This is a genomic window from Cryobacterium breve, assembly GCF_027594785.1.
GTDB classification, from domain to species: Bacteria; Actinomycetota; Actinomycetes; order Actinomycetales; family Microbacteriaceae; genus Cryobacterium; species Cryobacterium breve_A.
Window position 1 is genome coordinate 1,625,369 of sequence record NZ_CP075584.1, and the last position, 25,275, is coordinate 1,650,643.

Below are 25,275 nucleotides of genomic sequence, written 5' to 3' on the forward strand. Positions count from 1 at the left end.
ATATCAGTCGCCGCGGTCACCGCGACGGTTCGCACGTCCCAGCTCGTCGACGACGAGCAGTTCCGGCCGGAACCGGTCGGTGTCGTGCGCGACCCGCGCGATGAGGTGCGCGGCCATCGGGGCGGTGAGCGCCTGGAAGGCCACGATCGCGACCGAGAGCGTGACGGTGCCGAGCGTGAAGTTATTGACCGCGACATCCAGCGTCACGGCGATGAGGCCGAAGATCTGCGGCTTGGTCGCCGCGTGCAGCCTGCTGAGCACGTCGGGGAAGCGCAGCAGGCCGACGCCGGCCGCGAGGCACATCAGGGCGGCGGAGAGCACGAGCACCGCCGTCACGACATCGCCGATCGCCGGGGTCACGAGTGCTCCTTCCCGCCGAGGAAGCGGCCGACGGCGAGCGAGCCGAGCACCGCGAACAGGGCGAGCACGAGCAGCACCGGCAGGGTGTCGACGTGCCGGTTGATCGCCATCTCGGCGCCGAGCGCGCAGATCACGGTCGCGACGAGCACGTCGGAGGCGATCACCCGGTCGAGCACGGAGGGGCCGCGAACGATGCGGTAGACGGCGCACAGACCCCCGGCGCCGAACAGCACGGCGGCCACGATCACGACGATTCCCATCAGGTTTCCTTTCCCGTATCGTCCAGGTTCCTGCGGTCGCTGTCGTCGTCCCGGGTGGATGCCGCTCGCGCGTCCGCGGCCACGGCGCCCGTCGCCGCCGCAACGGCGGCTACGGCATCGCCGAGCGCGAGCCGTTCGAGGTCTTCGCGGGAGCCGAATGCGCCCACGATCCGCCGCTCGGTCGCGAGCACGCTCGCCCGGAAGAGGTCGATCTGGGCGTGCGTCCGCACTCCCAGCACGTGCAGGTAGAGCGTCGAACTCACCCGGTCGGTGTCGATGACGATCGATCCGGGCACGATCGAGGTCGCAACGGCCGTCCAGGTCAGGATGAGGTCGCTCCGGGTGCGGAGAGGCACGGCGATGATCGCGCTCTGCGGGCCGGCCGTCGTCCTGAGGGGCTTCAGGGCGAGCCAGGCGACCTGCACGGACGCGCGCACGATGTCGCCGAGCAGCCGCAGCAGGAAGACCACGGTGCGCGCGGGATCGAGGCGCCCGCTCAGCTGCACGGCGGGCAGGTAGAACACGATGGAGACGAGCGAGGCGAGCAGGGCGCCGGTCACGAGGTTGAGCCAGGAGAAGCTGCCCCAGAGCAGCATCCAGAGCAGCACGAGCCCGAGCCAGAGCGGGAGCTGGTTCAGGAGTGCGGCACGGCGCTCGGCCCGGGCGCTCATGGTGTTCCGCCGGGGAAGACCGCTTCGATGTAGTCGCTCGGCGCCTCGATGTCGGCGGCGGCCCGCGCGGCGAAGTCGAACACGGGACCCGCGAAGACCGTGAGCCCGATGGTCAGCACGAGCAGCCCGGCGGTCGCGCCGACCATGAGCGGGGAAACGGTCTTGGTCACGACGGTTCCGTCGTCGTGCGGGTCGTCGGTGAGGCGGTCGAGCATGGGCGAGTCGTAGTTCTCGATCTCGCGGCGCGGGCGCCAGAAGGCCATGTTCCACGCCCGGGCGAGTGCGTACAGGGTCAGGAGCGAGGTCGCCGCCCCGGCGCCGATCACGGACCAGGCGAGCGGGGTACCGAGCTGGGCTCCGGCCTGGAACAGGGCGAACTTGCCGAGGAAGCCCGAGAACGGCGGAATGCCACCGAGGTTGAGCGCACCGATGAAGAACAGTGTCGCCACGACGGGGGCTGCTTTGAGCATCCCGCCGAGCCGGGCGAGTGAGGTCGTGCCGCCGACCCGTTCGATGAGGCCTGCGGAGAGGAACAGGGTGGTCTGGACGGTGATGTGGTGCACGACGTAGAAGATCGTTGCTGCGAGGGCGAGGGGGGTGCCGATCGCGATGCCGAAGATCAGGTAGCCGATGTGGCTGACCAGGGTGAAGGACAGCATCCTCTTGATGTCGGCCTGGGCGAGCGCGCCGAGGATGCCGATCAGCATCGTGAGCGCGGCGACGACGAGCAGCGGCACCTGGAACGGGTTGCCCGGGAAGAGCAGGGTCTGGGTGCGGAGGATCGCGTAGACGCCGACCTTGGTGAGGAGACCCGCGAAGACCGCGGTGACCGGGGCCGGTGCGGTCGGGTAGGAGTCGGGTAGCCAGAACGACAGCGGGAACACGGCGGCCTTGACCGAGAAGGCGAGGAGGAGCATCAGCCCGAGGATGCCCTGCACGTCACCGGGCAGGGCGGGGATGCGCTCGGCGAGCAGGGCGAGGGTCACGGTCCCGGTCGCGCCGTAGATCAGGGCGATCGAGCTGAGGAAGAGGATCGAGGAGACGAGGCTCACGACAATGTAGGCGACCCCCGCACGGATGCGCGCACCGGTGCCGCCGAGGGTGAGCAGCACGTAGCTGGCCGAGAGCAACATTTCGAAGCCGACGTAGAGGTTGAACAGGTCACCGGCGATGAAGGCGTTGAACAGCCCGGCGGACAGCACGAGGTAGGTCGGATGGAAGATCGAAACGGGGGTGTCGCTGTCGCCGTCGATGATGCCCTGGCCGACGGCGAAGAGCAGCACGCCGAGGAGGATCACGGCCGAGACGAGCAGCATCAGCGCGGAGAGCCGATCGACGACGAGCACGATCCCCCACGGCGCCTGCCAGCCCCCGACGTGCACGACGGCGGGCCCCTGCTGGTCAACGAGAACGAGGAGGGTGGCGCTGATCAGGGCGACCGTGGCGAGCGAGGCGACGCCGACGGCGATCTGGGTCACGGTGCGCCGGCCGAGCGCGAGGGTGATCGCGCTGCCGAGGAGCGGGATGGCGACGACGAGGGGGACGAGGATGGTTGCAAGGCTCATCGGGCGGCATCCGTGTTCCCGGGGCGAATGGGCGCTCCGTGGTCGTGGGCGTCGTCGTCCGGGTTGTAGTCGTCCGGGTCGTCATGATCGTCGGGGTCGTCATGATCGCCCCCGTCGAGGGAGGCGCGCACGGCCGCGTCGTCGTCTGCGGAGGACCGGAAGTCCTGTTCCGCGGAGGACGCGGTCTCGGCCGCGTGCTCGTCGGTGAGGGTGTCGCCCTCGTCGCCGAGCTGGGCGAGCCACCACGCCCGGTAGACGAGGGCAAGAATGAGCGCTGTCACCCCGAAGTTGATCACGATCGCGGTGAGCATCAGGATCTGCGGCACGGGATCGACCATGTCTGCGTCGCCCGAGGTGCCGGTGATGATCGGCGAGCTGCCCGGCCGGCCGCTCATGATGAAGATCAGCAGGTTCGTCGCGTTGCCGACGAGAACGAACCCGATCAACACCCGGGTGAGGCTGCGTTCGAGCATGATGTAGACGCCGGTCGCGTAGAGCGCGGCCATGATCAGGACCAGGGTCAGGGAGGCGCTCACGGGATCACCTCGGGGACGGGCTCTGCACCGGCACCGGCGGCCGGCGCTGCGGCAGCGGACCCGTCAGCTGTTGCCGAGGCGTCTGAGCCGGCGGGCGGGGCTTCGCCGGCCTCGCTCTGCCGGTCGATCTCGCTGCCGAGGCTGCGGAGGATGTCGAGGGCGAGGCCGATCACGACGAGGTAGACCCCGATGTCGAAGATGGTCGAGGTACCGAAGGAGAGATGGCCGAGCACGGGAACATCGATGCTCGCATACGCCGACTGCAGCGGGATGCCGGTGACGAACAGGGAGGCGACCGCGGTGCCGACGGCGAGGACCACTCCGAGGCCGAGGATCTTGCCCGGGTCGATCGGGGCCGCCTCGCCGAGCTCGTAGCGTCCTCCGGCGAGGTAGCGGGCGACGAGGGCGAGACCGGCGAGGAGTCCCCCGGCGAAGCCGCCCCCTGGCGCGTTGTGCCCGGCGAAGAGCAGGAACACCGACACGACGATCGCCGGGTGGAAGAGCAACCGCACGATGACCTCGATCAGGATCGACCGGTCCTCCGGCTTGATCGTGCGTCCGGCGAGAAGCCAGGACTGCCGGGTGACGGCGTGGCCTGCCGAGGAGGCCTGCGGGTCGGCCACGACGCGGCGGCGGTTGCGCGGCGACCGCTGGGTGCGGGAGCCCTTCAGCCGCGGCACGGTCTCGGTGCGCCCGGACACGAAGAGCAGGCTCGCGACGCCGGTCGCAACGACGATGAGCACGGACACCTCCCCCATCGTGTCCCAGGCCCGGATGTCCACGAGCGCAACGTTGACGATGTTGGTGCCGTGGGCCTCGAGGGTCAGGCGGGGCAGGTCGAGGGCGATGCTCGGGTCCTGCCGGGCGCCGAGGGCGATCACGGCGATCGTGCCCATCGTGAGGCCGACGAGGACGCCGATCAGTGCCCGGCGCCTGCGGTGCAGGGGCGCCTGCGGCCGGGCGACGGTCGCGGGCAGGCGTCGCAGCACGAGCACGAAGACGACCAGGGTCATCGTCTCCACGAGCGCCTGGGTCAGGGCGAGGTCTGGCGCCCCGTGGAACGCGAACAGGGCCACGAGGCCATAGCCGGTCACCCCCGCGAGCAGCACCGCCGTCATCCGCTGGCCGGACCGGGAGGCGGCTATCGCCGCGAGGATCAGGATCACGGCGATGATGACCTGGCCGGGGTAGTCCCAGAGCACGACGGTGTCCGGCCAGGTGCGGTTGACCGTGGCGGCGAAGCCGAGGGCGAGTACGAAGACCACGAGGATGGTGCCGAGGTATTGCGGCAGTCCGCCGTGCTGCGCGAAATGGGTGAGCCGCGCCGCTGTGCGGTCGACGGTGCGCACGAGGATCCCGTAGCCGCGGCCGGCGTCGACGGTGGCGGGAACGCGGTCCTGCAGCGCCGCGACCCTGCGACGCTTCCAGAACATCGCCGAGCCGATTGCGAGCACGACAACGGTGATGCCCAGCGCGGGTTCGAACCCGTGCCAGAGGGCGAGGTGCGCGTCCCCACCGCCGGGGACGGTGTCCGCGTATGGCGAAAGCCGCGGGTCGAGCCACCCGGCGAGGGGGCCGAGCGCGATCGTCGCGACGGCGAGCAACCCGGGGGCGATCAGGATGTCCCAGCGGCTCGGGTGCAGGGCCGTCGTTGCCAGGCTCCGGCCTCGACCCGAACGCGCCGTGGGAAGAAGCGGATGCTGTAGGCCACGGTCAGCACGGAGCCCACCATTGTTCCGACGAGCGCCACCCAGCCCCAGCCGTCGCCGTGCAGGCCGGCCTCGAGGAACGCCGTGAAAACCGCCTCCTTGGCAACGAACCCGAGCAGGGGCGGGATGCCGGCCATCGAGGCCACGGCGACGAGCGCGATCACGGCGAGCGCCGGGTCGCTGCGGCCGATTCCGGAGAGCTTCCGGAGGTCGCGGGTGCCCGCCCGGTGGTCGATGATCCCGACCACAAGGAAGAGCGCGGCCTTGTAGAGCGCGTGGGCCAGGAGGAGCGCGGCCCCGGCGAGCGCCGCGTCGCGGGTGCCGAAGCCGACGACGACCATGATGAAGCCGAGCTGGCTCACGGTGCCGTAGGCGAGCACGAGCTTGAGGTCGTGCTGCCGCAGGGAACGCCACGCGCCCACGAGCATCGTCCAGATGCCGATCGTCATGAGCACCGGCATCCACCCCTCGGTGTCTGCGTACCCGGGGGCGAGCCGGGCCACGAGGTAGATGCCGGCCTTCACCATGGCGGCGGCGTGCAGGTAGGCACTCACCGGGGTGGGGGGCGGCCATGGCGGCGGGGAGCCAGAAGTGGAACGGGACGAGCGCCGACTTGGAGAGCGCCCCGACCAGAATGAGCAGGATGGCCCAGGTCGCGACCGGCCCGGTGACGGGGTGCGTGACGAGCAGGGCGAGCGAGGTGGTCCCGGCCTCAACGGAGAGCATCACGACGCCGACGAGCATGACGAGGCCGCCGAACGTCGTCACGATGAGCGCCTGCAGCGCGGCACCCCTGCTCTCCCTGCGGAACGTGTAATGGCCGATCAACAGGTAGGAGAGCACGCTCGTGATCTCCCAGAACATGAACATCACGACCACGTCGTCCGCGGTCACCAGTCCGTACATCGTGCCGGCGAAGGCGAGGAGGCAGGCGGCGAAGCGGCCGAGTGCCGGTTCGTCGGCCTCGAAGTACCGCGCGCAATAGATGAGCACGAGGGCACCGACGCCGGTCACGACGAGGGCGAGCAGCCAGGCGAGGGTGTCGACGCGGAAGGACAGCGCGACACCGAGTTGCGGAATCCACGGCACACTCTCCGTGACGGACCCGCCCTGCGTGACCGTCGCGGTCTGGGTGAGCGTGAAGACGAACGCCGCGACAGGCAGGAGCGCGATCAGGTAGAACACCCTGGTCGACAGCATCCGGGTGAGGGCAGGCGTCAGGACCGACAGCACGAGGAAAGCGAGCAGGATCGTCGTCATGCGGCCTCCGGCTCTGTTTCTCGGGTCAGCGGTAATCCAGTCTACCGAGCGCCCGGTGGACGAACCCTGTTAGGGGGCGCCAGCGCCCCGCAGGTAGGGTGGGCGAAAGCAACTGGATCGGAAGTGCCCCCATGACAAGTGCCATCCGGGGGCCACAACGCCCCGATCCGACCGGGTCAGGGGCTGAGGCAGAGCAGCCTCACGAGCACGAGCATCACGGCCTGCCGGTCGAGACACCGCTCGAGCACATCCACGACGCGACGAGCGTGAACGAGGACGCCGGCCTGCACAAGGGGCTCAAGGGCCGCCAGGTGCAGATGATCGCCATCGGCGGAGCGATCGGCACCGGGCTGTTCCTCGGCGCCGGCGGTCGGCTGGCCTCGGCCGGCCCCTCCCTCGTCTTCGTGTATGCGATCTGCGGGTTCTTCGCGTTCCTGATCCTGCGCGCGCTCGGCGAGCTCGTGCTGCACCGCCCGTCGTCCGGTTCCTTCGTCTCGTATGCGCGCGAGTTCTTCGGCGAGAAGGCCGCGTTCGTCACCGGCTGGCTGTACTGGATCAACTGGGTGATGACGGCGATCGTGGATGTCACTGCCGTCGCGCTCTACATGAACTTCTTCGCCAAGTACTGGGCGCCGTTCGGGAGCGTTCCGCAGTGGCTCTATGCGCTGACGGCCCTCGCCGTCGTGCTGTGCCTCAACCTGCTGTCGGTGAGCGTGTTCGGCGAACTCGAGTTCTGGTTCGCGCTGATCAAGGTCGTCGCGATCGTGTCCTTCCTGCTCGTCGGCACCTGGATGGTGATCTTCGGCACCCCGATCCCCGGCCAGGAAGCCGGCTTCAGCCTGATCGCGGACAACGGCGGCTGGTTCCCGAACGGGGTGCTCGCCTCGATCGTCGTCGTGCAGGGCGTCGTCTTCGCCTACGCCTCGATCGAACTCGTCGGCACGACCGCCGGCGAGACGGCCCACCCCGAGACGGTGATGCCCAAGGCGATCAACACCGTGATCGTGCGGATCGCGGTGTTCTACGTCGGCTCGATCCTGCTGCTCTCGCTACTGCTGCCGTACACCGCGTACCAGGCGGGCGTCAGCCCCTTCGTGACCTTCTTCGGCAGCATCGGTGTGGGCGGGGTCGACGTGATCATGAACCTCGTCGTGCTGACCGCAGCGCTGTCCTCGCTCAACGCCGGCCTGTACTCGACGGGACGGATCCTCCGCTCGATGTCGCTCGCGGGGTCGGCTCCGCGCTTCGCCGGGAAGGTGAGCCGCACCGGGGTGCCCTTCGGCGGCATCCTCCTGACCGCCGTCGTCACCCTGCTCGGCGTCGGTCTCAATGCGATCGTGCCGGATGAGGCGTTCGAAATTGTGCTCAACATGGCGGCGATCGGCATCATCAGCGCGTGGGGAATGATCGTGCTCTGCCAGTTGCGGCTGCAGGCGTGGGCGAAGCGCGGGATCCTGAAACGGCCCGACTTCCGCCTGTTCGGCGCGCCGTACACCGGGTACGCGAGCCTCGCATTCCTGGCAACGGTTCTCGTGTTGATGGCCTTCGACTGGCCGGTCGGCACGCTCACGATCAGTTCCCTGATCGTGATCATCCCCGCGCTCGTGATCGGCTGGTTCGCCTGCCGCGGCCGGATCCTGCAGATCGCGCTCGCCCGTGACGGCAAGACCGGGGCCTTCCCGATCAAAGCCAACCGGCCGCTCGCGGACGAGAACGGGACCGGGCAGAACCCGCGCTAAGCCCGCGCTAAGCCCGCGCTGAACGCGCCCTGGACTGCACAGGGGCGCATCCGGATACCCCTCCGGCCGTCCACAATATTGTGTACAATCTTGGGCTCGTCCGGATACGATCTGATGCATGGGGGCACAATCTCTGGGCCGGGCGGTCGGCCTCGTCATCGCGGGACTCGCCATGGGCGCGGCGGCACTGCTCTGGTTCCTCGTCGCCTCCGGCGATCAGGCCCCCGGCTCCGCGCCCTCCCAGATCGTGCTCTTCGGCGGGCTTCCCGTGTCGTACGACCCGAGCGCGCCGGGCCCCCGGGCGATTCTCGGCGCCATCGCCCTCGCCGTGCTCTTCGCCGCCGGCATCGCCCTGCTCGAACGCCGCGCGACGAACAGGTCCCGCCGATCCTCCAACGCGCACCTCACCCCGCTCGCCCCGAAGATCGTGATGGCCCCGCCGGGTGGAGTCTTCGCGGGGCCGGTGACGGTGACCGTGCTGATCCCGGCTCACAACGAAGCGCAGTCGCTGCCGGTGACCCTCGCCTCCCTGCTGAGCCAGTCGCATCCGCCGGAACGCGTCATCGTCGTCGCGGACAACTGCACCGACTCCACCGTGAGCATCGCCCGCGACCACGGCGTCGAGGTCGTCGAATCCGTGGACAACACCCAGAAAAAGGCCGGTGCGCTGAACCAGGCACTCAAGAGGATCCTTCCCGGACAGCTCGACAACGACGTCGTCATGATCATGGACGCGGACACCGCGCTCGACGACGGCTTCCTCGCCGAGGCCGTTGCCCGATTCACGAGCGATCGCGCCCTGATGGCGATCGGGGGCCTCTTCTACGGGGAGCCGGGGTTCGGCCTGCTCGGCCTGCTGCAGCGCAACGAATACGTCCGCTACTCCCGGGAACTCGCCAGGCGGCGCGGCCGGGTCTTCGTCCTGACCGGGACGGCGTCGTTGTTCCGGCCCCTCGCACTGCGGTCCGTGGCCGAGAATCGCGGTGTCACCATCCCCGGGGTGCCCGGAGACGTGTACGACACCTATGCGCTCACCGAGGACAACGAGCTGACCCTCGCGCTGAAGTCCCTCGGCGGTCTGATCACCTCTCCCACCCAGTGCACGGTGGTCACCGAGCTGATGCCGACCCTCCGTGCGCTCTGGCAGCAGCGCCTCCGATGGCAACGCGGCGCCCTCGAGAACATCGGCACCTACGGGCTGACCCCGGCGACCCTGCGCTACTGGGCGCAGCAGCTCGGCATCGGGTACAGCGTCATCGCCCTGACCTCGTTCCTGTCACTGATGGTGGTGACCCTGCTCGCGGTCAGCACCTGGGTCTGGTTCCCGTTCTGGCTCTGCCTGGGCCTGGTCTTCGTCGCTGAACGCGTGGTCACCGTGTGGGAGGGCGGCTGGCGGGCCCGCCTGCTCGCGGTCACCGTGCTCCCCGAGCTCTGCTTCGACATGTTCCTGAACGTGGTCTACGTCAAGGGCATCGTCGACATCACCCTCGGCCGGCAGGCGCACTGGGAACACGCCAGCATGCAGGTCCGGACCGGGGACGGCGACTGATGCCGGTCGACGTCCTCAGCCAGTTGCCTACCGGCATCCTGCTGTCAGACACGATCCTCGCCTCGGAGTTCTTCGCCGTCTTCTCTGCCTTCGTGGGGATCAACACGGTCATCTACGTCGTCCTGGCCGTCGCGAAGATCCTGCCGAAGATCTACGTCACGGACTGGGTCAGGGGCCGCAACCGGAGGATCGCCGCCCGCAGCATCTACGCGATCGACGAGACGCCGGTGCGGCCGCCGCCACCGCGCGCCTCGGTTGCCGTGTCGACCATCGGGTCATCGGTGCGCCGGGCGCGCGCGCCGGCGCACCCGCCGTTACGCGGCCGAGCGGCGGCGGATCACCAGTTGGCTCACCAGCACGAGCACGAGCGCGGCGACGAGGATCCCGACGTAGACGAACGGCACGGAGGTGATGCCTGAGCGTTCGAGGAGGATCCCGCCGAGGAGGGCGCCGCCGCCGATCCCGGTATTGAACGCGGTCGTGTAGAAGGCGCTCGCGGTGTCGCGGATGCGACGCGAGGCCGTGTGCATCAGGCGGGTCTGCAGCAGGGCGGGGAGCGCGCCGAACGCGATACCCCAGAGCAGGAACGCGACGATGGCGACCGGGAGCATGCCGCTCCAGATGCTCAGCGCCGAGACGCTGACCGCGCTCACGACGAGGCCGAGCACGATGCCGAGCTGGGGCCGGTCGGCGAAGACCGTGCCGCTCAGGAGCAGTCCGACGGCGCCGGCGATCCCGTAGGCGAAGAGGAACGGGGCGATCGCGGACGGATCGACCCCGAGCCCGTCGATCAGGAACGGCGCGATGTACGTGTAGAAGGAGTAGTGGCCGATCATGATCAGGGCCGCGATGACGCAGATCAGGGCGACGGGAGCGATCGTCGGGTCCCGGCGCGCGGGGGCCTGGGGACGCGGAGCCGCTGTCGGGGCCGGGTGAGTCACGGTCGCTGGGTCGGTCACGGCTGCCGGGTCTGACTCGACCGGTGCCGCGTTCGCGTCCGATGCATCGGGGGCGGATGCCGCGGCATCCGCTGGCTGCGCCCGCGCGCCCCGGTCGCTGCGCGGCGGGGCCACGTAGTGCTCGACCTTCGGCAGGAACCGCCAGACGAGGGCGGCGCCGATGAGCATGAGCACGGCGAGCAGGATGAAGGACAATCGCCAGCCGAGCGCATGCCCGGCCGCCGTACCCAGCGGAACGCCGAAGACGAAGGCGAGGGTACCGCCGGAGATCGTGATCGAGATCGCCCGGCCGATCTGTTCCTTGGGCACCAGGTGGGCGGAGTATGCGCCGACGACGCCCCAGAACAGGCCATGGGCCAGGCCGCCAAGCACCCGGGTGGCGACGACGAGTTCGTAGCTGGGGGCGAGCGCGGTGAGTACGTTGCTGAGTGCGAAGACGAGGAGCACGAAGACGATCAGGCCGTGCCGGGGCAGGCGTTTCGTGAGCAGGGCGAGCGGGGTGCTCGTGAGCACGACGGTGAACGCGAACCAGCTCACGAGCAGGCCGGTCTGCGACTGCGGCACGCCGAGCGATCCGCTCATCTCGGGGAGCAGGCCGGTCGGCAACATCTCGGAGGTGACGGAGAGGAACACGGCGCCGGAGAGGGCGAGCAGCCCGATCCAGGGGAAACGGGCCGGAGGAGTCGAGGCGACCGAGCCGGTGCGGGGGCGCTCGGAGTGCGCGGTGGCGGTGTTGGCGGGATCGAAGCGGGGCAGGCTCGATCGGCGAAGTCAGGGACATGGGTGTGCTCACAGAGGGCTGGGCCTGGGGCCCGGGCGGGGCAGGGCCGGCGCAGCCGGATCGGATCGTGTGCGCGCAGCGTGCGCGCCCGGGGCCTGTCGCTTGTGCCGGCCGCATCCAGCCTAACCGACGGCCCGGCAGCAGCCGATAGCCTAGACGGATGACTAGTTCCACTCCGCTGCCCGCACACCATCACTGGGTCATTGCTCTCGTCTGCGTCGACCAGCCGGGCATCGTCCACGCCGTGAGCGGCGCCATCGTGCAGGCCCAGGGCAACATCACCGAGAGCCAGCAGTTCACCAGCGCCGACACCGGCCGGTTCTTCATGCGACTCCAGATCGAGACCCACGCCTCACGCGACGAGCTCACGGCAGCGCTCGCGCCCGTCGCCGAGCGCTACGACATGGTGTCGGTCATCGACGTCGTCGGCCGGCCGCTCCGCACCCTCGTGCTCGCCTCGACCGCGGGCAACTGCGTGAACGACCTGCTGTTCCGGCACCGGGGCGGCCAGGTGCCGATCGAGATCCCGCTGGTGCTGAGCAACCACGGCACCCTGCGCGACCTCGTCGGCTTCTACGGGGTGCCGTTCGAGTCGCTCCCGATCACGGATGCCGCGAGCAAGGCCGCCTTCGAAGCCCGGGTCATCGAGGCGATCGAGGACAACGACATCGAACTCGTCGTGCTCGCCAGGTACATGCAGATCCTGTCCCCGGAGTTGTGCGCGGTCCTCGAGGGCCGGGCCATCAACATCCACCACTCGTTCCTACCCGGGTTCAAGGGTGCGAACCCGTACAAGCAGGCCCACGCGCGCGGCGTGAAACTGATCGGCGCGACCGCCCACTTCGTGACGAGCGACCTCGACGAGGGCCCGATCATCGAGCAGAACGTGGTCCGGGTGGACCACTCCCGCACGCCGGCCGAGCTCGTCGCGATCGGCCAGGACGAGGAGAGCCGCACCCTCACGCAGGCGGTGACGTGGTTCGCCGAGCACCGGGTACTGCTCGACGGCGCCCGCACGATCATCTTCAAGTAGTCGGCCGGCATCCGTTCCCCTTCCGGTCGGGAGAGACCGTTCCGCCGGCCGCTCTCGACCGGAAAGGTGATGTTCGGGGAACGGTAGAGTGGGCGGGTGACTGACTCCCGTGCCCTGCCGAAGATCGGGTTCAACGACATCCTGCGATTCCTGCTCGAACTGTTCGCGTTCGTCACCCTCGCGATCTGGGGCTTCACGACGTGGCCCTTCCCGTGGCCTGCGCTCCTCGTCGGCATTGTCGCGCCCGCGTTCGCGATCACGCTCTGGGCGCTGTTCCGCTCGCCCAAGGCCGTCTTCCGGCTCGACCCGTTCGGCAAGGCGATCATCGAGATCGCCGTCTTCGGTGCTGCCGCGATCGCCTGGTGGGACATGGGCCTGCCGATCATCGGCGGCGTCTTTGCGGTCGTCGCGACGGTCAGCGGCGTGCTCTCCGGTCGCGCCGAACTCCGCTAGCCCGCTCGCCCGCGCCCGCGACCGCGCCCGCGCCGGTTTGCGCACAAGCACGCGCCGGTTTCCGCAGGCCGCGCCCGGTTCCGCTGGCAGCCGCGCAGGTTTCCGCGCGGCGCTGCCGAAACGGCGGGCGCGGGTTGCCGAAACCGGCGCGGGCGTGAGCGGATGCCTGACCGCCGACACCTGTTGCCGCTGCGGACAACTGTTGCCGCCGCGCCGGATGCAACAGTCCGAAACGGCAACAGTCAGGCGGGACGGGCGGGCGGGACGGTCTGGCGGGCGCGGAGGTCAGGCGGGACGAACTGCGCGCGTCTCGCGCGGCATCCGCAGGGCAAGGGCACTCGTCGCGAGGAAGAACAGCGCACCGACGCCGAACGCGACCGGGTACGAGACGGAGTCGGCGAGCAGGCCCGCCGCGAGCGGGCCGATGATCGCCCCGAAGTCGGAGAACATCGAGAACACCGCGACCGGGCGTCCGCCGCCGGCCCCCGCTGCATCGCCGACCGCGGCGGCCGGTGCCGTGCCGAGGAAGGCCGACGCGACCCCGTAGACGCAGAGCAGCGCGGTCAGCACCACGATGTTGGGCGCGAACGGCACGGCGAAGATGGTGACGGCCGCGAGCAGGCACGCTCCGATGATCGCCGGGCGGCGTCCGACGGTGTCGACGAAGCGGGCAGCGGGCGCGAGAGCGAGCGTCTGGGCGACCGCAGCGACGGCGAAGGCCACTCCGGTCCACGAGCTCGGGCCGCGCAGCACCTCGACGACGAGCACGGGGATGAGCGCGTTGCGCACGCCGAACGAGGTCCAGCCCTGCGCGAAGTTGGCCAGGCACGCTGCCCGGAACCGGGGGTCGGCGAGCACCCTGCGGAACGGGACCCGGGGCGCCGGGGCGCCGGAGGCATCCGCCGGCGCGTTTCGATAGCCCGGGCTCAGCAGCAGCAGCCCGAGCACACCGGCGATCGCGAGAGTGCCTGCGTAGAAGAAGAACGGCGCGGTCAGCGAGATCGTCGCGAGCAGGCCGCCGAGCGCGGGTCCGGCCATGCCGCCGAGGAGGAACCCGCCCTGGTAGAAGCCGATCGCCCGGCCGCGGATGCCCGGAGCGGTCGAGCCGAGCAGGAGCGTCATCGCGGAGACGGTGAACATCGCGGAGCCGATGCCGCCTGCCCCGCGCAGCAGGAGCAGCTGCGGGTAGTTCTGGGCGATACCCGCGAGCCCGCTCGAGAGGGCGACGATGCCGATGCCCGCCGCGAGGATGGTGCGCTCCCCCGCCCAGTCGATCAGGCGCCCGCAGAACGGGCTCGCGACGAACCGCATCAGCGCGAAGGCGGAGACGACCGCGCCGATCTCGAGATTGCCGACGCCGAAGCTCCGCACGTAGACGGGCAGCACCGGGACGACGACGCCGAAGCCGACCATGACGAAGAAGGCGATCACGCCGAGGACGAGCACATCCCGGGACAGGCGCTGCTGCGTGTCCGCGGCCGATGTCGGGGTTCGGGGGCGGAAGAATCGCATCTCCTCAGGCTAAGCGGTCAGAGCACGCCCGGGTGGCCGGGTGGCCCGGTGGCCGGGTGGCCGGGTGGCCGGGATAGCTGACCCACCGGGCTACCGGGCCAGGCGGATGCCATGGCTCAGCCGGCGAGCACCGTCTCCGGTTCGGGATGCGGGGTGCTGACCCCGGCGGCGAGCGCGGCATCGCGCCGCCCGCCGATGGCCCTCAGCGCGTTGAGGATCGTCGCGAGGTCGACGACCTCCTGCAGCAACGCCCCGATCGTCGCCGGGATGAGGCCGAACGCGGCGAGGCCCATCAGGACCAGGCTCAGCGCGATGCCGAGCCAGATGCTCTGCAGGGCGATCCGGATGGTGTCCTTGCCGATCGCGACCGCCCTGGCCGTGCGGGAGATATCGTCGATCAGGATGACGACGTCGGCGGACTCGCTCGCCGCGGTGGCGCCGCGCGCTCCCATGGCGACGCCGACGTCCGCGACCGCGAGCACGGGCGCGTCGTTCACCCCGTCGCCGACCATGATCACCGGGCGCTGCGTGATCGCGCGAACGGCGTTGACCTTGTCGACCGGCAAGCAGTCTGCCTGCACGTTGTCGATTCCCACGAGCCCGGCGATGTGCTCGGCCGTCGGCCGGGCGTCTCCGGTGAGCATCACGGTGTTGCGGATGCCGAGGGCGCCGAGGTCCGCGATCGTCTGGCGGGCGTTGTCGCGCAGCCGGTCGCTCGCGACGATGCTCCCGGCGGAGCGCCCGTCGACGGCGACGTAGATGGCGAGCTCACCACCGTCGAGGCGGGTCTGGGTGGCGTCCGGCGCCGTCCCTGCGATGTACGAGAACTTCCCGACGGAGACCTCCCGGCCGTCGAGCGTGGCCACGACGCCGTGCGCCGGCACTTCGCTCGCCGTGTCGGTCGCCGTGAGCTCGAGATCCTTGGCCTTGGCCGCAGCGATGACGGATGCCGCGAGCACGTGCGACGAATACTGCTCGGCCGACGCGGCGAGCGCCAGCACCTCGTCAGCGTCGAACCCGGCCGCGGGCAGCACCCGGGCGATCGTCGGGGTGCCGTGCGTGAGCGTGCCCGTCTTGTCGAAGACGGCCGTGCGGGCGGTCGAGAGGGACTCGAGCACTCCGCCGCCCTTGACGATGATGCCGTTGCGCGCGGCACGACTCATGCCGCCCATGAAGGCGATCGGCGCGGAGATGAGCAGCGGGCACGGCGTCGCCACGACGAGCACCTCGGCGAAGCGCAGCGGGTCCCCGGTGAGCAGCCAGGCGAGACCCGCGACGGCGAGCGCGACCGCGGTGAACGGCACCGCGTAGCGGTCGGCGAGCCTCACGACGGGAGCCTTGCTCGCGGAGGCTTCCTCGACGAGGGCCACGATCTGCTGGTACTGGCTGTTCGCCGCGGTCGCCGTTGCCCGGATAGTCGCGGCCGCCTGGCCGTTGATCGACCCGGAGAGGATGCCTTCCCCGGCCCGGCGCTCCACCGGCAGGCTCTCCCCGGTGAGGGACGACTCGTCGAAGGCCGCGCTCGCGGAGACGAGCACCCCGTCGACCGGGACGATCTCGGCCGGGCGCACGAGCAGGAGGTCCCCGGCCTGCACATCCGTGGCCGGAACGTCCTCGACGTCCGCCTGGTCTCCCCCGGACGGGATCCGGTGGGCGATCTGCGGCGCCCGGTCGAGCAACGCGTTGAGCTCCCGCTTGGCCCGGTTCACCGCAAAATCCTCGAGCGCAGGCTCCACCCGTGAGCATCAGCACGATCAGGATGGTCGCGACGTACTCGCCGACCAGCACCGTGGCGACGATGGCCGTGATCGCGAGCAGGTCAACGCCGAAGCTGCCGTGGCGCAGCTGCTTGACCATGCCCACGGCGGAGATCGCGGCGACGACCAGGCCGAAGCCACCGAACAGCCAGGCCAGGGAATCGGCGAGGCCGCCGAGCGCCAACCCGATTCCGACCACCCCGAGCACGACGGTCGCGGCCACGAGCGGATACCGCCGTGCGGCGGCGAACAGACGGGACATACCTCAAGTCTCGCCCCGTGCCCCGCTCACCGCCAGCAAGGTGAGGCTCGCCTGTCGAGAGCGGATGCCCGGCCGACGACACGCGCCGGGCATCCGTTTCGAGGAGGCGCCTACAGCACGAGCGCGGTCATGAAGGCCGCGTTGATGGCCTCGCCGACCTTGGCCGGGTGCACGCAGTCGCCGAGCGAATGCACGTTGTCGCGGCCGGCGAGCGCCTGCGTCAGCGCCGTGTTGGGACGCACCCCGAATGCCGCGATCACCGTGGACGCCGCGATGTGCACGGCGCCTTCCGGGCCGGTCGCGGTGAGGCCGTCGGCGTCGACGGAGGTGACGGTGTGGCCGGTGAGGATCCGCACGCCCTTCTCGGCGAGTTCGCGCAGCAGGGTGATCCGGTTGATCACGATCATGTCGCGGGCGAGCTCGTCGGCGAGCTCGACGATCGTGACGTTGCAGCCCTGGCCGGCGAGTTCGAGGGCGGCGTCGGAGCCCGAGAGCCCACCGCCCGCGATGACGACGTTGTGACCGACGGGGGCGCCGCGGTGGAAGTCGAGCACGTCCATCACGTTCGGGCCGTCGAGGCCGGGGATCGGCGGCAGGAGCGGCAGGGACCCGGTCGCGACGATGATCTCGTCCGCCTCGAAGGTCGCGAGCGAGTCCGCGTCGATGGTCGTGTCGAGGTGCACGCTCACGGGGAGGTGGGTGAACTGGCGTTCCCACCAGGCGATCATCGCGCGCAGTTCCTTCTTGAACTCCGGGGTCGCGGCGGGCAGCAGCACGCCGCCGAGCTTCGACCCCGCCTCGTAGAGGTCCACGGAGTGGCCGCGGAGCGCGGCGACCCGTGCGGCTTCGAGCCCGCCGGGGCCGCCGCCGATCACGACGACGTGCCCCCGAACATCCGCTTTCTCGACCCGGCGTTCCCGTTCGAGGCCGACCTGCGGGTTGACGGCGCAGCCGAGCGGCAGTGCGAAGAAGGCGTTGCCGACGCACATCGAGTTGCAGCGGATGCACGGGCGGATGTCCGCGCGGTTGCCTGCGGCCAGTTTGCCTGCCCACTCGGGGTCCGCGATCAGCCCGCGTCCGATCCCGGCGAAGTCGGCGTCGCCCGCGGCGAGGGCGGCTTCCGCGTTCTCCGGGGTGAGGTTGCCGACGGCCATCACGGGGATGGAGACGACGTCCTTGAGTGCGCGGGCCGCGGGGACCATGCACGCGTCGCCGAGGTAGTAGGGCGGGAAGACGTAGTCCATGGCCTCGTACGAGCCGTCGTCGGCGATGATGAGGTCGAGCCCGGCCGCGGCGAGCACGACGGCGATGGCCTGGCCCTCAGCCGTCGTGCGTCCCCCGGCGAAGCGGTGGTTGACCGAGAGGCGGAAGCTGACGGGCAGGCCAGGAGCGTTGGCCTTCACTGCGGCGATGATCTCGGTCGCGAACCGGCAGCGGTTCTCGACACTGCCGCCGTAGACATCCGTGCGGCGGTTCCAGCACGCACTCATGAACTGGTCGATCAGGTAGCCGGTGTGGCCGTGGATGTCGATCGCATCCATTCCCGCGGCGGCAGCGCGGGCGGCGGCTTCGCCGAAGCGGCGGACGAGCACGTGGATCTCGTCGATCTCGAGCGGCCGGCAGAGCACGCTCGGGTCGGCGTAGTGGGGGTTGTCGGAGGCGGAGATCGGCAGCCGGTCCGGGTCGATGACGTTGATGTTGCGGCCGAGGCCCGCGGTGAGCTGCAGGGAGACCAGGCCACCGACGGCGTGGATCGAGTCGGCGAGGGCGGTGAGGCCAGGGAGCGCGGCGTCGGTGTGCACGCAGCAGAGTCCGGCGTTGAGGGTTTCGTAATCCTCGGAGACGGCGCTGATGCCGGTCATCACGAGGCCCGTTCCGCCGCTCGCGCGTTCGGTGTAATAGGCGATCTCCCGCTCGGTGAAGAGTCCCTCGGGGGTGCCCATCTCGGTGCCCATCGGCGCCATGATCACCCGGTTCGGGAGTTCGAGGGTGCCGATGCGACCCGGTTTGAGGACGTGTGCGAAGCCTGTCATGGTGTTCTTTCCCGTGCGAAGACCGAAGGTCGTCGTCGACCTGGGGCGCATCCCGGGCGGGAAATCGGGCGGGAAAGATGGAGCAAGAGCAACGACCTGAATTGTTTCAATCCTAGGTGAGCCGTGGTCGTGAAAGCCGAAGAATCGCTATGGATTCGTGCCCGATGTCCGATCCCGAAGCATGGCGAAATCGATCGCGAGCAGGTATTTGATCCGTTCCTCACGCATCCGCGCATAGCCGGGGGCGTGGCCGTCGATGGTCTGCCGGATCAGGCGTGCGGCGAGGGCCTTCCGGATCTCGTAACTCGCGTCGTGTTGCGCATCCTCGACGATCGTGGCGAGTTTCTCGTCGTCGTTCGCGACCGTGTGCAGGATGAGGGCGAGGCCCTTGTGGGCGCGACGACGGCGGGCGAGCCTGCCGAGGTCGAGCCGCTCATCCTCGGTGAAGCCCTGCGACCAGCGCCGCGACGCGAGTTCCCGTCGTTCTTGCGCGACGCGGACGGCATCCTCTTCGTTCTGCACGGCGAGGTGGAGTAACTCGTCGCGCGCGACCGCCTCATAAGACGATTCGTCGAAGTTGTCGTGTTCGCGGAGCGCCCCGACGATGATGTGGTTTTTCACGGCCATCCGCACAGCGGAGAGGGCGATCAGGAGGCCCTCGTCGATGATCCGTTCCATGGCGTTCATCCGCGGCGCCGTATCCGACGCGAGGGTCGCGCACGGGACACCGAATGCCGTTCAGGTGCCATGCCGCGCCGCTTTCTCCTCCAGGTGAGAAACTGTGTCTCTCGCCCTAATTTTATGGGCATTCGCCGGCCGTGCGCATGCCGCGCACGATACCCGACGGGAAAGGTTCCGCGTGCCCCTGGTCGATCCCCCAGCGTCCTTCCCCGCCGTCGTGGCGCGCCTCCGTGCGGCGGGCTGCGTCTTCGCGGAGGAGGAGGCGGAACTCCTCCTCGCCGAGGCCCGGTCGGCGGCGGAACTCGAGCACCTTCTCGAGCGGAGGGCCGGCGGGGAACCACTCGAGTACGTGCTCGGCTGGGCGCTCTTCTCCGGGCTGCGGATCCACGTCGAGCCCGGCGTCTTCGTGCCGCGGCGCCGCACCGAGGCCCTCGTGCGCGAGTCCGCCGGGCTCGCCGAGGCCGGCGCGATCGTCGTCGACCTCTGCTGCGGCACGGGAGCGGTCGGCGCCGCCCTGCTCTCGGCGCGGCCTGGGCTGGGCCTCGACCTGATATCAGCGGACCTCGACCCGGTCGCGGTCCGCTGCGCCCGCGTCAATCTCCCGGGAAGGACCGTGGTCGAGGGCGATCTCTTCGCCCCGCTGCCCGCGGACCTGCGCGGTCGCATCGCGCTCCTGCTCGTCAACGCGCCATACGTTCCGACCCGCTCCATCGAACGGATGCCGCCGGAGGCCCGGGTGCACGAGCATCGGCTGGCGCTCGACGGCGGCACGGACGGGCTCGACGTGCAGCGTCGGGTCGCGGCGGCCGCCGCCGGCTGGCTCGCCCCCGGCGGGAGTCTCCTGATCGAGACGAGTGCGCGGCAGGCGCCGGTCACGAGCGCGTTGTTCGCCAGGAACGGCCTGGTCCCCCGCAGCGCGCACCACGAGGACGTCGACGGGACCGTCGTGATCGGCACCCGCCCCAGCGCCTGACCGGGACATCCGCCCCCAGGCACGGAAAAGGGCCCCGACCGTCTGGTCGGGGCCCTTTTCGGAACGTGCCGTGGTTACGCCAGGCGCGTCTGCAGGTTCGTGGCGATGGCGGCGAGGAATTCCTCGGTCGTCTGGTAGCCCTGCTCCGGGCCGACCAGCAGCGCGAGGTCCTTGGTCATCTGGCCGCTTTCGACGGTCTTGATGACCACGTCCTCGAGGGTCTCGGCGAACTCGGCGAGCGCCGGGTTGCCGTCGAGCTTGGCCCGGTGCGAGAGGCCGCGGGTCCAGGCGTAGATCGAGGCGATCGGGTTCGTCGAGGTGGGCTTGCCCTGCTGGTGCTGGCGGTAGTGCCGGGTCACGGTGCCGTGGGCCGCTTCGGCCTCGACGACCTTGCCGTCGGGGGTGGAGAGCACGCTCGTCATGAGACCGAGCGAGCCGAAGCCCTGTGCGACGGTGTCCGACTGCACGTCGCCGTCGTAGTTCTTGCAGGCCCAGACATAGCCGCCTTCCCACTTCATGGCGGATGCGACCATGTCGTCGATCAGGCGGTGCTCGTAGGTGAGGCCGGCAGCCTCGTAGCGGGCCTTGAACTCGGTGTCGAAGATCTCCTGGAAGATGTCCTTGAACCGGCCGTCGTAGGCCTTGAGGATGGTGTTCTTGGTCGACAGGTAGACCGGGTAGTTGCGCACGAGGCCGTAGTTGAGCGAGGCACGGGCGAAGTCGCGGATCGAGCTGTCGAGGTTGTACATTCCCATCGCGACGCCGCTGCCCGGTGACTGGAAGACCTCGAAGGTCTGCGCCTCGGAGCCGTCCTTCGGCGTGAAGGTCATGCTGAGCGTGCCCTCCCCCTCGAAGCGGAAGTTCGTGGCACGGTACTGGTCACCGAAGGCGTGGCGCCCGATGATGATCGGCTTGTTCCAGCCGGGAACCAGGCGCGGGATGTTGGAGATGATGATCGGCTCGCGGAAGATGGTGCCGCCGAGGATGTTGCGGATCGTGCCGTTGGGCGACGCCCACATCTTCTTGAGGCCGAATTCCTCGACCCGGGCCTCGTCCGGGGTGATGGTCGCGCACTTGACGCCGACGCCGTGCTTCTGGATGGCGTGGGCCGCGTCGATCGTGATCTGGTCGTCGGTCTCATCGCGCTTCTGGATCGACAGGTCGTAATACTCGAGGTCGATGTCGAGATACGGGTGGATGAGCGTGTCCTTGATGGCCTGCCAGATGATGCGCGTCATCTCGTCCCCGTCGAGCTCGACGACGGTGCCTTCAACCTTGATCTTCGCCAATGAATTCTCCTCAGAATGGTGCGCGGCCGCTTGGCCGAGCCAATTCTACAAGCCCTCCGCAACTGTCTCGACATCGAGACAGTTTTCGGTGCGGTTCGGCCCGGCGCACAAAACCCGACTACCACGCCGGTCGGCCGCAGGTTAGCCTGTTGCCATGGGTGAACTACGTCTGGAAGAACTGTCCGCACGCAACATTGTTGCGGCCAATAGCCTCAGTCTCAAACCGGGCCAGGAGCTGTACATCGCTCCGGTCTCCTACGCGGTGGCGGTTTCCGTGATCAACCCCGCGACCGCGTGGCAGCGCGTCGTCTTGCTCGACGGTGAGGTGGCTGGGTTCATCCACGGCAATTTCGACCCCGATTCGCAGCACGAGGAATTCCGTGCCTGCATCTGGCGCATCAACGTCGACGCGAGCGCCCAGGGCAAGGGCGTCGGCAAATTTGCCGCCGACGCGCTCGCCGAGGAGGCCCGGAAGCGCGGGTTCGACCACATCACCGTGATCTGGGAACCCGGAGAAGAAGGACCGGAGTCCTTCTTCCACCGGATCGGCTTCGTCGACATCGGCGAGACCGCGTACGGCGAGACGATCGGTTCGCTCAAGCTTTAACGGCCGCGGCCCCGGTCCATGCGCCTCGCCCCCGACAGCGATTTCGTCACCAACGTCCTCGGCATCGTCGACTCGATTCCCGCCGGGCGAGTGATGACGTACGGCGACGTCGCGGCGGTGCTCGGTTCCCGGGGCGCCCGTGTCGTCGGCCAGATCATGGCGCACTACGGGGCGGATGTCCCCTGGTGGCGAGTGATCCGGGCCGGCGGCCACCCGCCGGTCGCTCACGAGGCCAGGGCGCTGCCGCACTACCGAGCCGAGGGCACGCCCCTCGTCCTGGCGAGCACCGCGGCGGCCGGCTACCGGGTCGACTATGCGGTCGCGCGCTGGTCACCGTCCTGAAAACGCACCTCGCGGGCAACGCCGGCAGCGGGTACCGTGCCCCCCATGGACAGCGAAGAAGGCTTTCAGGACCCTGTCGTCACCAACCCGGGCCTCTACCGGGTGATCCTCGAGAACGAGCGCGTGCGCGTGCTCGAGTACCGGGACACGCCCGGTGCCGCGACGGCGCCGCACCGGCATCCGGACAGCGTCATGGTCACCCTGAGCGAGTTCAGCCGGCGCATCTCGTCCGACGGCCGCACCGTCGACGTCGAGCTTCCCGCCGGGGTCGCACGCTGGCTTCCCGCCCAGGAGCACACCGGTGCGAACACCGGCCAGACCGACACGCACTCGATCTTCATCGAGCTCAAGGAGCCTGGCGCGGCATCCCCACCCGCTCACCAGTGAGCGGCCGCTCGGGCCGCAGTCCATCGCCCCCTCCGCTCCGGACACCGACGACGAGGCGAACGTCTGGGGCTTCTCCTAGCGCGTCGCAAGCAATCGGTGTTAGCGTGCGGCATGTCCAGTGAACAGAACGCCACCCACCCCCTCGACCCGCTCGTGACGGATCCCGGCGTCTACCGGGTACTCCTCGAAAACGACCGCGTTCGCGTGCTCGAATTCCTCGATGCTCCCGGCGACACCACCAACCCGCACGAGCATCCAGACAGCGTGATGATCACGCTGAGCGCATACGCCCGGCGGCTGTCCTTCGAGGGCCGCGAGGTCGATGTCGAGCTCCCGGCCGGCGAGACGGCCTGGCTCCCCGCCCAGGAACACGCCGGCGTGAACATCGGCACCACGCCGGCCCATGCGATCTTCGTCGAACTCAAGGAACAGGCCGTGCGGGCCCCCGACCCGAGCATGCATCCGCTCGGGCCGGCGCCGCGCCCGCTGATCGGGATCCCGTTGTCCGACGCCTCGAGCGACGAAGAGAAGGCCTGGGGCTTCGCCTAGGCCGGTGTCCCGTGCCGGCTCAGGCCGGCACGGCACCAGTCGCCTGACCGCATGGTCGCGGTGACATAGAGTCCGGCGTCGAGCACGATCAGGTCGGCCGGCTGCCCCGCGGCGAGGCGGCCGCAGCCGGTGAGTCCGAGCATGTCTGCCGGGTTCTGCGTGGCCGCGCGCACCGCGGTGGCGAGGTCGACGCCGGCCGTGTGCACGGCGAACCGGACGGCCTCGCTCAGGGTGAGGACGCTCCCGGCGATCGTCCCGTCCGCGAGGCGTGCTTCGCCGTCCGACACGCTGACCGGGAGCCCACCGAGGGTGTACTCGCCCTCGTCTGCGCCGGCCGCGGCCATCGCATCCGTCACGAACACCGGTCGGGAGGGGCTCTCCGTGATGAAGCGGACGACCGCGGGATGCAGGTGCACTCCGTCCGCGATCAGTTCGGCGAACAATGCGGGGTTCTCGAGCAGGGCGAGTGACGGCCCTGGTTCCCGGTGGTGCAGGGGACGCATCGCGTTGAAGAGGTGCGTCCCGGCCGTGGCGCCGGCCTGGATGGCCTGCCTGGTCATGTCGTAGTTGGCGTCGGTGTGGCCGATCGCGGCGACCGCTCCGTAGCCGACGATCCGCCGGACGGCGTCGAGTCCGCCGGGGAGCTCGGGGGCGATCGTGACCATGCGCACCGTGCCGTGGCCGGCGCGCATGAGGCGATCGATGCTCTCCCGGTCGGGCACCCGCAACAGGCTCCGCCGTGTGGGCGCCCCGGTGGGCAGGGCTGAGCCAGGGCCCCTCGAGATGGATGCCCGCGAGCAGGCCGGAGTCGACGTGGTCGGCGAGGTCGGCCACGAGGCGTTCCATGTCCTCGAGCGGCGCCGTGACGAGGCTCGCCATCAGCGTTGTCGTCCCGTGTTGCCGGTGGGTCGCCGCGATCCCTGCCGCCGCGAGGGCGGTGTCCGTGTCGTTGAAGCTGTAGCCGCCGCCGCCGTGGTTGTGCACGTCGACGAAGCCGGGGGCGAGGATGCCGTCCGGGTAGTGAGCATCGGGGACCCGCGGCGGCTTGCCGGCACCGACGGCGTCGATCCGTCCGGCCCTGACCTCGACCCAGCCCGGGGTGTGCACGGCGTCCGCGGCGACGACGGTGCCGGCGCTGAGCAGAATCGAGTCGGCCACGGGGTTAGATTCCCTGCCAGGCGTACTTGTGGGCGTAGGCGTATGCGTAGTAGTCCCGGTTGGCGAGGCGGGATGCCGCTGCCTCGTCGACGAGGACCGTCACGTGCGGGTGCAGTTGGATGACCGAACCCGGCTTGCTGGAACTGACCGGTCCCTCGACGGCCGCGGCGATCGCATCCGCCTTCTCTTCACCGAACGCGAGCAGGATGAGGTGCCTGGCACGGCGGATGGTGCCGAGGCCCTGAGTCATGCAGTGGATCGGCACGTCGTCGGGAGAGGCGAAGAAACGCGCGTTGTCGATCCGGGTCTTCTCGGTCAGGGTCTTGATCCGGGTGACGGACGCGAAGGAGGAGCCGGGCTCGTTGAAGCCGACGTGGCCGGTCTGCCCGATGCCGAGGATCTGTACGTCGACCCCGCCGGCCGCGACGATGGCGGCCTCGTAGTCGAGTCCGGCAGTCTCGAGGGTGGCCACGTCGCCGTTCGGGGTGCGGATGTTCGCGGGGTCGAGCCCGAGGGGCACGACGACGTCGCGAGTGATGACGGCGCGGTAGCTCTCGGGGTGGCCCGCGGGAAGCCCGACGTACTCGTCGAGGGCGAAGCCGCGCACGCGGGACATGTCGAGGGGTTCCTCCGCGAGGGAGGCCGCGAGCGCCGCGTACACGGAGAGCGGCGTCGATCCGGTGGCCAGGCCGAGGACGGCGTCCGGCTTGCGCCTGATCAGGGCGCGGATGGATGCCGCCGCAAGCGTTCCCGCTGCGGTCTCGGTGTCGAGGACGATTACTTCAGCCAATGTTCTGCTCCAGTTTCACAATGATGATGCGTGGTGGTACTGCCGGGGTCACGGGCACGC

The 25,275-nt window shown here is 69.7% G+C and carries 23 protein-coding genes and 3 pseudogenes; 10 read left to right on the top strand and 16 right to left on the bottom strand.

Features of this window, described 5'->3' with window-relative positions; genetic code table 11:
* Positions 1–3: 3 nt before the first annotated feature.
* From mnhG to KIV56_RS08005, 8 genes and pseudogenes are all read right to left on the bottom strand, one after another.
* Entirely contained in the window at positions 4–360 is a 357-nt protein-coding gene (mnhG, locus tag KIV56_RS07970) for a monovalent cation/H(+) antiporter subunit G (RefSeq protein WP_281535823.1), read from the bottom strand.
* Positions 357–620, bottom strand: coding sequence for a monovalent cation/H+ antiporter complex subunit F (locus KIV56_RS07975; RefSeq protein WP_281535824.1), 264 nt, complete (start codon positions 618–620; stop codon positions 357–359). Before KIV56_RS07975 ends, mnhG begins: the two co-directional genes overlap by 4 nt.
* Positions 620–1,291, bottom strand: coding sequence for a Na+/H+ antiporter subunit E (locus KIV56_RS07980; protein WP_281535825.1), 672 nt, complete (start codon positions 1,289–1,291; stop codon positions 620–622). Before KIV56_RS07980 ends, KIV56_RS07975 begins: the two co-directional genes overlap by 1 nt.
* Positions 1,288–2,856 (bottom strand): Na+/H+ antiporter subunit D, encoded by a 1,569-nt coding sequence (locus tag KIV56_RS07985; RefSeq protein WP_281535826.1) that lies wholly within the window; start codon positions 2,854–2,856, stop codon positions 1,288–1,290. The genes KIV56_RS07980 and KIV56_RS07985 overlap by 4 nt, the downstream gene beginning before the upstream one ends.
* Positions 2,853–3,392, bottom strand: a complete 540-nt coding sequence (locus tag KIV56_RS07990; protein ID WP_281535827.1) for a sodium:proton antiporter — start codon at positions 3,390–3,392, stop codon at positions 2,853–2,855. The genes KIV56_RS07985 and KIV56_RS07990 overlap by 4 nt, the downstream gene beginning before the upstream one ends.
* On the bottom strand, positions 3,389–4,825 hold the full coding sequence (gene mbhE / locus KIV56_RS07995) for a hydrogen gas-evolving membrane-bound hydrogenase subunit E (RefSeq protein WP_281536102.1): 1,437 nt from the start codon (positions 4,823–4,825) through the stop codon (positions 3,389–3,391). The genes KIV56_RS07990 and mbhE overlap by 4 nt, the downstream gene beginning before the upstream one ends.
* Before the next feature lie 182 nt (positions 4,826–5,007).
* Complete coding sequence (locus KIV56_RS08000) at positions 5,008–5,628, bottom strand: proton-conducting transporter membrane subunit (RefSeq protein WP_281536103.1); 621 nt, start codon at positions 5,626–5,628, stop codon at positions 5,008–5,010.
* A gap of 82 nt (positions 5,629–5,710) precedes the next feature.
* Positions 5,711–6,361: pseudogene (locus tag KIV56_RS08005) on the bottom strand (proton-conducting transporter membrane subunit); the annotation flags it as partial.
* Positions 6,362–6,492: 131 nt separating this feature from the next.
* Between KIV56_RS08005 and KIV56_RS08010 the strand changes: the two are divergent.
* From KIV56_RS08010 to KIV56_RS08020, 3 genes are all read left to right on the top strand, one after another.
* Entirely contained in the window at positions 6,493–8,100 is a 1,608-nt protein-coding gene (locus KIV56_RS08010) for an amino acid permease (RefSeq protein ID WP_281535828.1), read from the top strand.
* Between the two features lie 118 nt (positions 8,101–8,218).
* Entirely contained in the window at positions 8,219–9,649 is a 1,431-nt protein-coding gene (locus KIV56_RS08015; RefSeq protein WP_281535829.1) for a glycosyltransferase family 2 protein, read from the top strand.
* On the top strand, positions 9,649–10,068 hold the full coding sequence (locus KIV56_RS08020) for a hypothetical protein (protein WP_281535830.1): 420 nt from the start codon (positions 9,649–9,651) through the stop codon (positions 10,066–10,068). The genes KIV56_RS08015 and KIV56_RS08020 overlap by 1 nt, the downstream gene beginning before the upstream one ends.
* Here the strand turns inward: KIV56_RS08020 and KIV56_RS08025 are convergent.
* Positions 9,964–11,241 carry an MFS transporter gene (locus KIV56_RS08025; RefSeq protein ID WP_281535831.1) on the bottom strand — a complete coding sequence of 426 codons (1,278 nt, stop codon included), beginning with the start codon at positions 11,239–11,241 and terminating at the stop codon, positions 9,964–9,966. The two genes, KIV56_RS08020 and KIV56_RS08025, sit on opposite strands and share 105 nt — an antisense overlap.
* Before the next feature lie 308 nt (positions 11,242–11,549).
* Here KIV56_RS08025 and purU point away from each other — a divergent pair, with 308 nt between their 5' ends.
* Both purU and KIV56_RS08035 read left to right on the top strand, forming a co-directional pair.
* The gene (purU, locus tag KIV56_RS08030; protein WP_281535832.1) at positions 11,550–12,422 is read left to right on the top strand and encodes a formyltetrahydrofolate deformylase; all 873 of its coding nucleotides are present in this window, start codon (positions 11,550–11,552) and stop codon (positions 12,420–12,422) included.
* Between the two features lie 96 nt (positions 12,423–12,518).
* Positions 12,519–12,875, top strand: coding sequence for a YrdB family protein (locus KIV56_RS08035; RefSeq protein WP_281535833.1), 357 nt, complete (start codon positions 12,519–12,521; stop codon positions 12,873–12,875).
* 285 nt (positions 12,876–13,160) lie between these two features.
* Here KIV56_RS08035 and KIV56_RS08040 read toward each other — a convergent pair whose 3' ends face one another.
* From KIV56_RS08040 to KIV56_RS08055, 4 genes and pseudogenes are all read right to left on the bottom strand, one after another.
* Positions 13,161–14,387: an MFS transporter gene (locus KIV56_RS08040; protein ID WP_281535834.1), complete on the bottom strand. Its 1,227-nt coding sequence runs from the start codon at positions 14,385–14,387 to the stop codon at positions 13,161–13,163.
* A 116-nt stretch (positions 14,388–14,503) separates the two neighbouring features.
* Positions 14,504–16,406: pseudogene (locus KIV56_RS08045) on the bottom strand (heavy metal translocating P-type ATPase).
* A 110-nt stretch (positions 16,407–16,516) separates the two neighbouring features.
* A complete protein-coding gene (locus tag KIV56_RS08050) occupies positions 16,517–18,439 on the bottom strand; it encodes an FAD-dependent oxidoreductase (protein WP_281535835.1) in 1,923 nt (640 codons plus the stop codon).
* Between the two features lie 147 nt (positions 18,440–18,586).
* Positions 18,587–19,126 (bottom strand): hypothetical protein, encoded by a 540-nt coding sequence (locus tag KIV56_RS08055; protein WP_281535836.1) that lies wholly within the window; start codon positions 19,124–19,126, stop codon positions 18,587–18,589.
* A gap of 172 nt (positions 19,127–19,298) precedes the next feature.
* Between KIV56_RS08055 and KIV56_RS08060 the strand changes: the two genes are divergently transcribed.
* Entirely contained in the window at positions 19,299–20,093 is a 795-nt protein-coding gene (locus tag KIV56_RS08060) for a putative protein N(5)-glutamine methyltransferase (protein WP_281535837.1), read from the top strand.
* A 74-nt stretch (positions 20,094–20,167) separates the two neighbouring features.
* Here the strand turns inward: KIV56_RS08060 and KIV56_RS08065 are convergent, their stop codons facing one another.
* Positions 20,168–21,382 carry an NADP-dependent isocitrate dehydrogenase gene (locus KIV56_RS08065; RefSeq protein WP_134449974.1) on the bottom strand — a complete coding sequence of 405 codons (1,215 nt, stop codon included), beginning with the start codon at positions 21,380–21,382 and terminating at the stop codon, positions 20,168–20,170.
* A gap of 154 nt (positions 21,383–21,536) precedes the next feature.
* On the opposite strand from KIV56_RS08065, the gene KIV56_RS08070 reads away from it, so the two are divergent.
* From KIV56_RS08070 to KIV56_RS08085, 4 genes are all read left to right on the top strand, one after another.
* Positions 21,537–21,989, top strand: a complete 453-nt coding sequence (locus KIV56_RS08070; protein ID WP_281535838.1) for a GNAT family N-acetyltransferase — start codon at positions 21,537–21,539, stop codon at positions 21,987–21,989.
* 18 nt (positions 21,990–22,007) lie between these two features.
* Positions 22,008–22,331 (top strand): MGMT family protein, encoded by a 324-nt coding sequence (locus tag KIV56_RS08075; RefSeq protein ID WP_281535839.1) that lies wholly within the window; start codon positions 22,008–22,010, stop codon positions 22,329–22,331.
* Positions 22,332–22,376: 45 nt separating this feature from the next.
* A complete protein-coding gene (locus tag KIV56_RS08080; RefSeq protein WP_281535840.1) occupies positions 22,377–22,718 on the top strand; it encodes a cytoplasmic protein in 342 nt (113 codons plus the stop codon).
* 111 nt (positions 22,719–22,829) lie between these two features.
* Positions 22,830–23,267 carry a cupin domain-containing protein gene (locus KIV56_RS08085; RefSeq protein WP_281535841.1) on the top strand — a complete coding sequence of 146 codons (438 nt, stop codon included), beginning with the start codon at positions 22,830–22,832 and terminating at the stop codon, positions 23,265–23,267.
* On the opposite strand, the pseudogene nagA reads toward KIV56_RS08085, so the two are convergent.
* Together nagA and KIV56_RS08100 are read right to left on the bottom strand one after the other, a co-directional pair.
* Positions 23,264–24,425, bottom strand: a pseudogene (nagA, locus tag KIV56_RS20330) (N-acetylglucosamine-6-phosphate deacetylase). The gene KIV56_RS08085 and the pseudogene nagA overlap by 4 nt on opposite strands.
* A 4-nt stretch (positions 24,426–24,429) precedes the next feature.
* On the bottom strand, positions 24,430–25,215 hold the full coding sequence (locus KIV56_RS08100; protein ID WP_281535843.1) for a glucosamine-6-phosphate deaminase: 786 nt from the start codon (positions 25,213–25,215) through the stop codon (positions 24,430–24,432).
* Between the last annotated feature and the right edge of the window lie 60 nt (positions 25,216–25,275).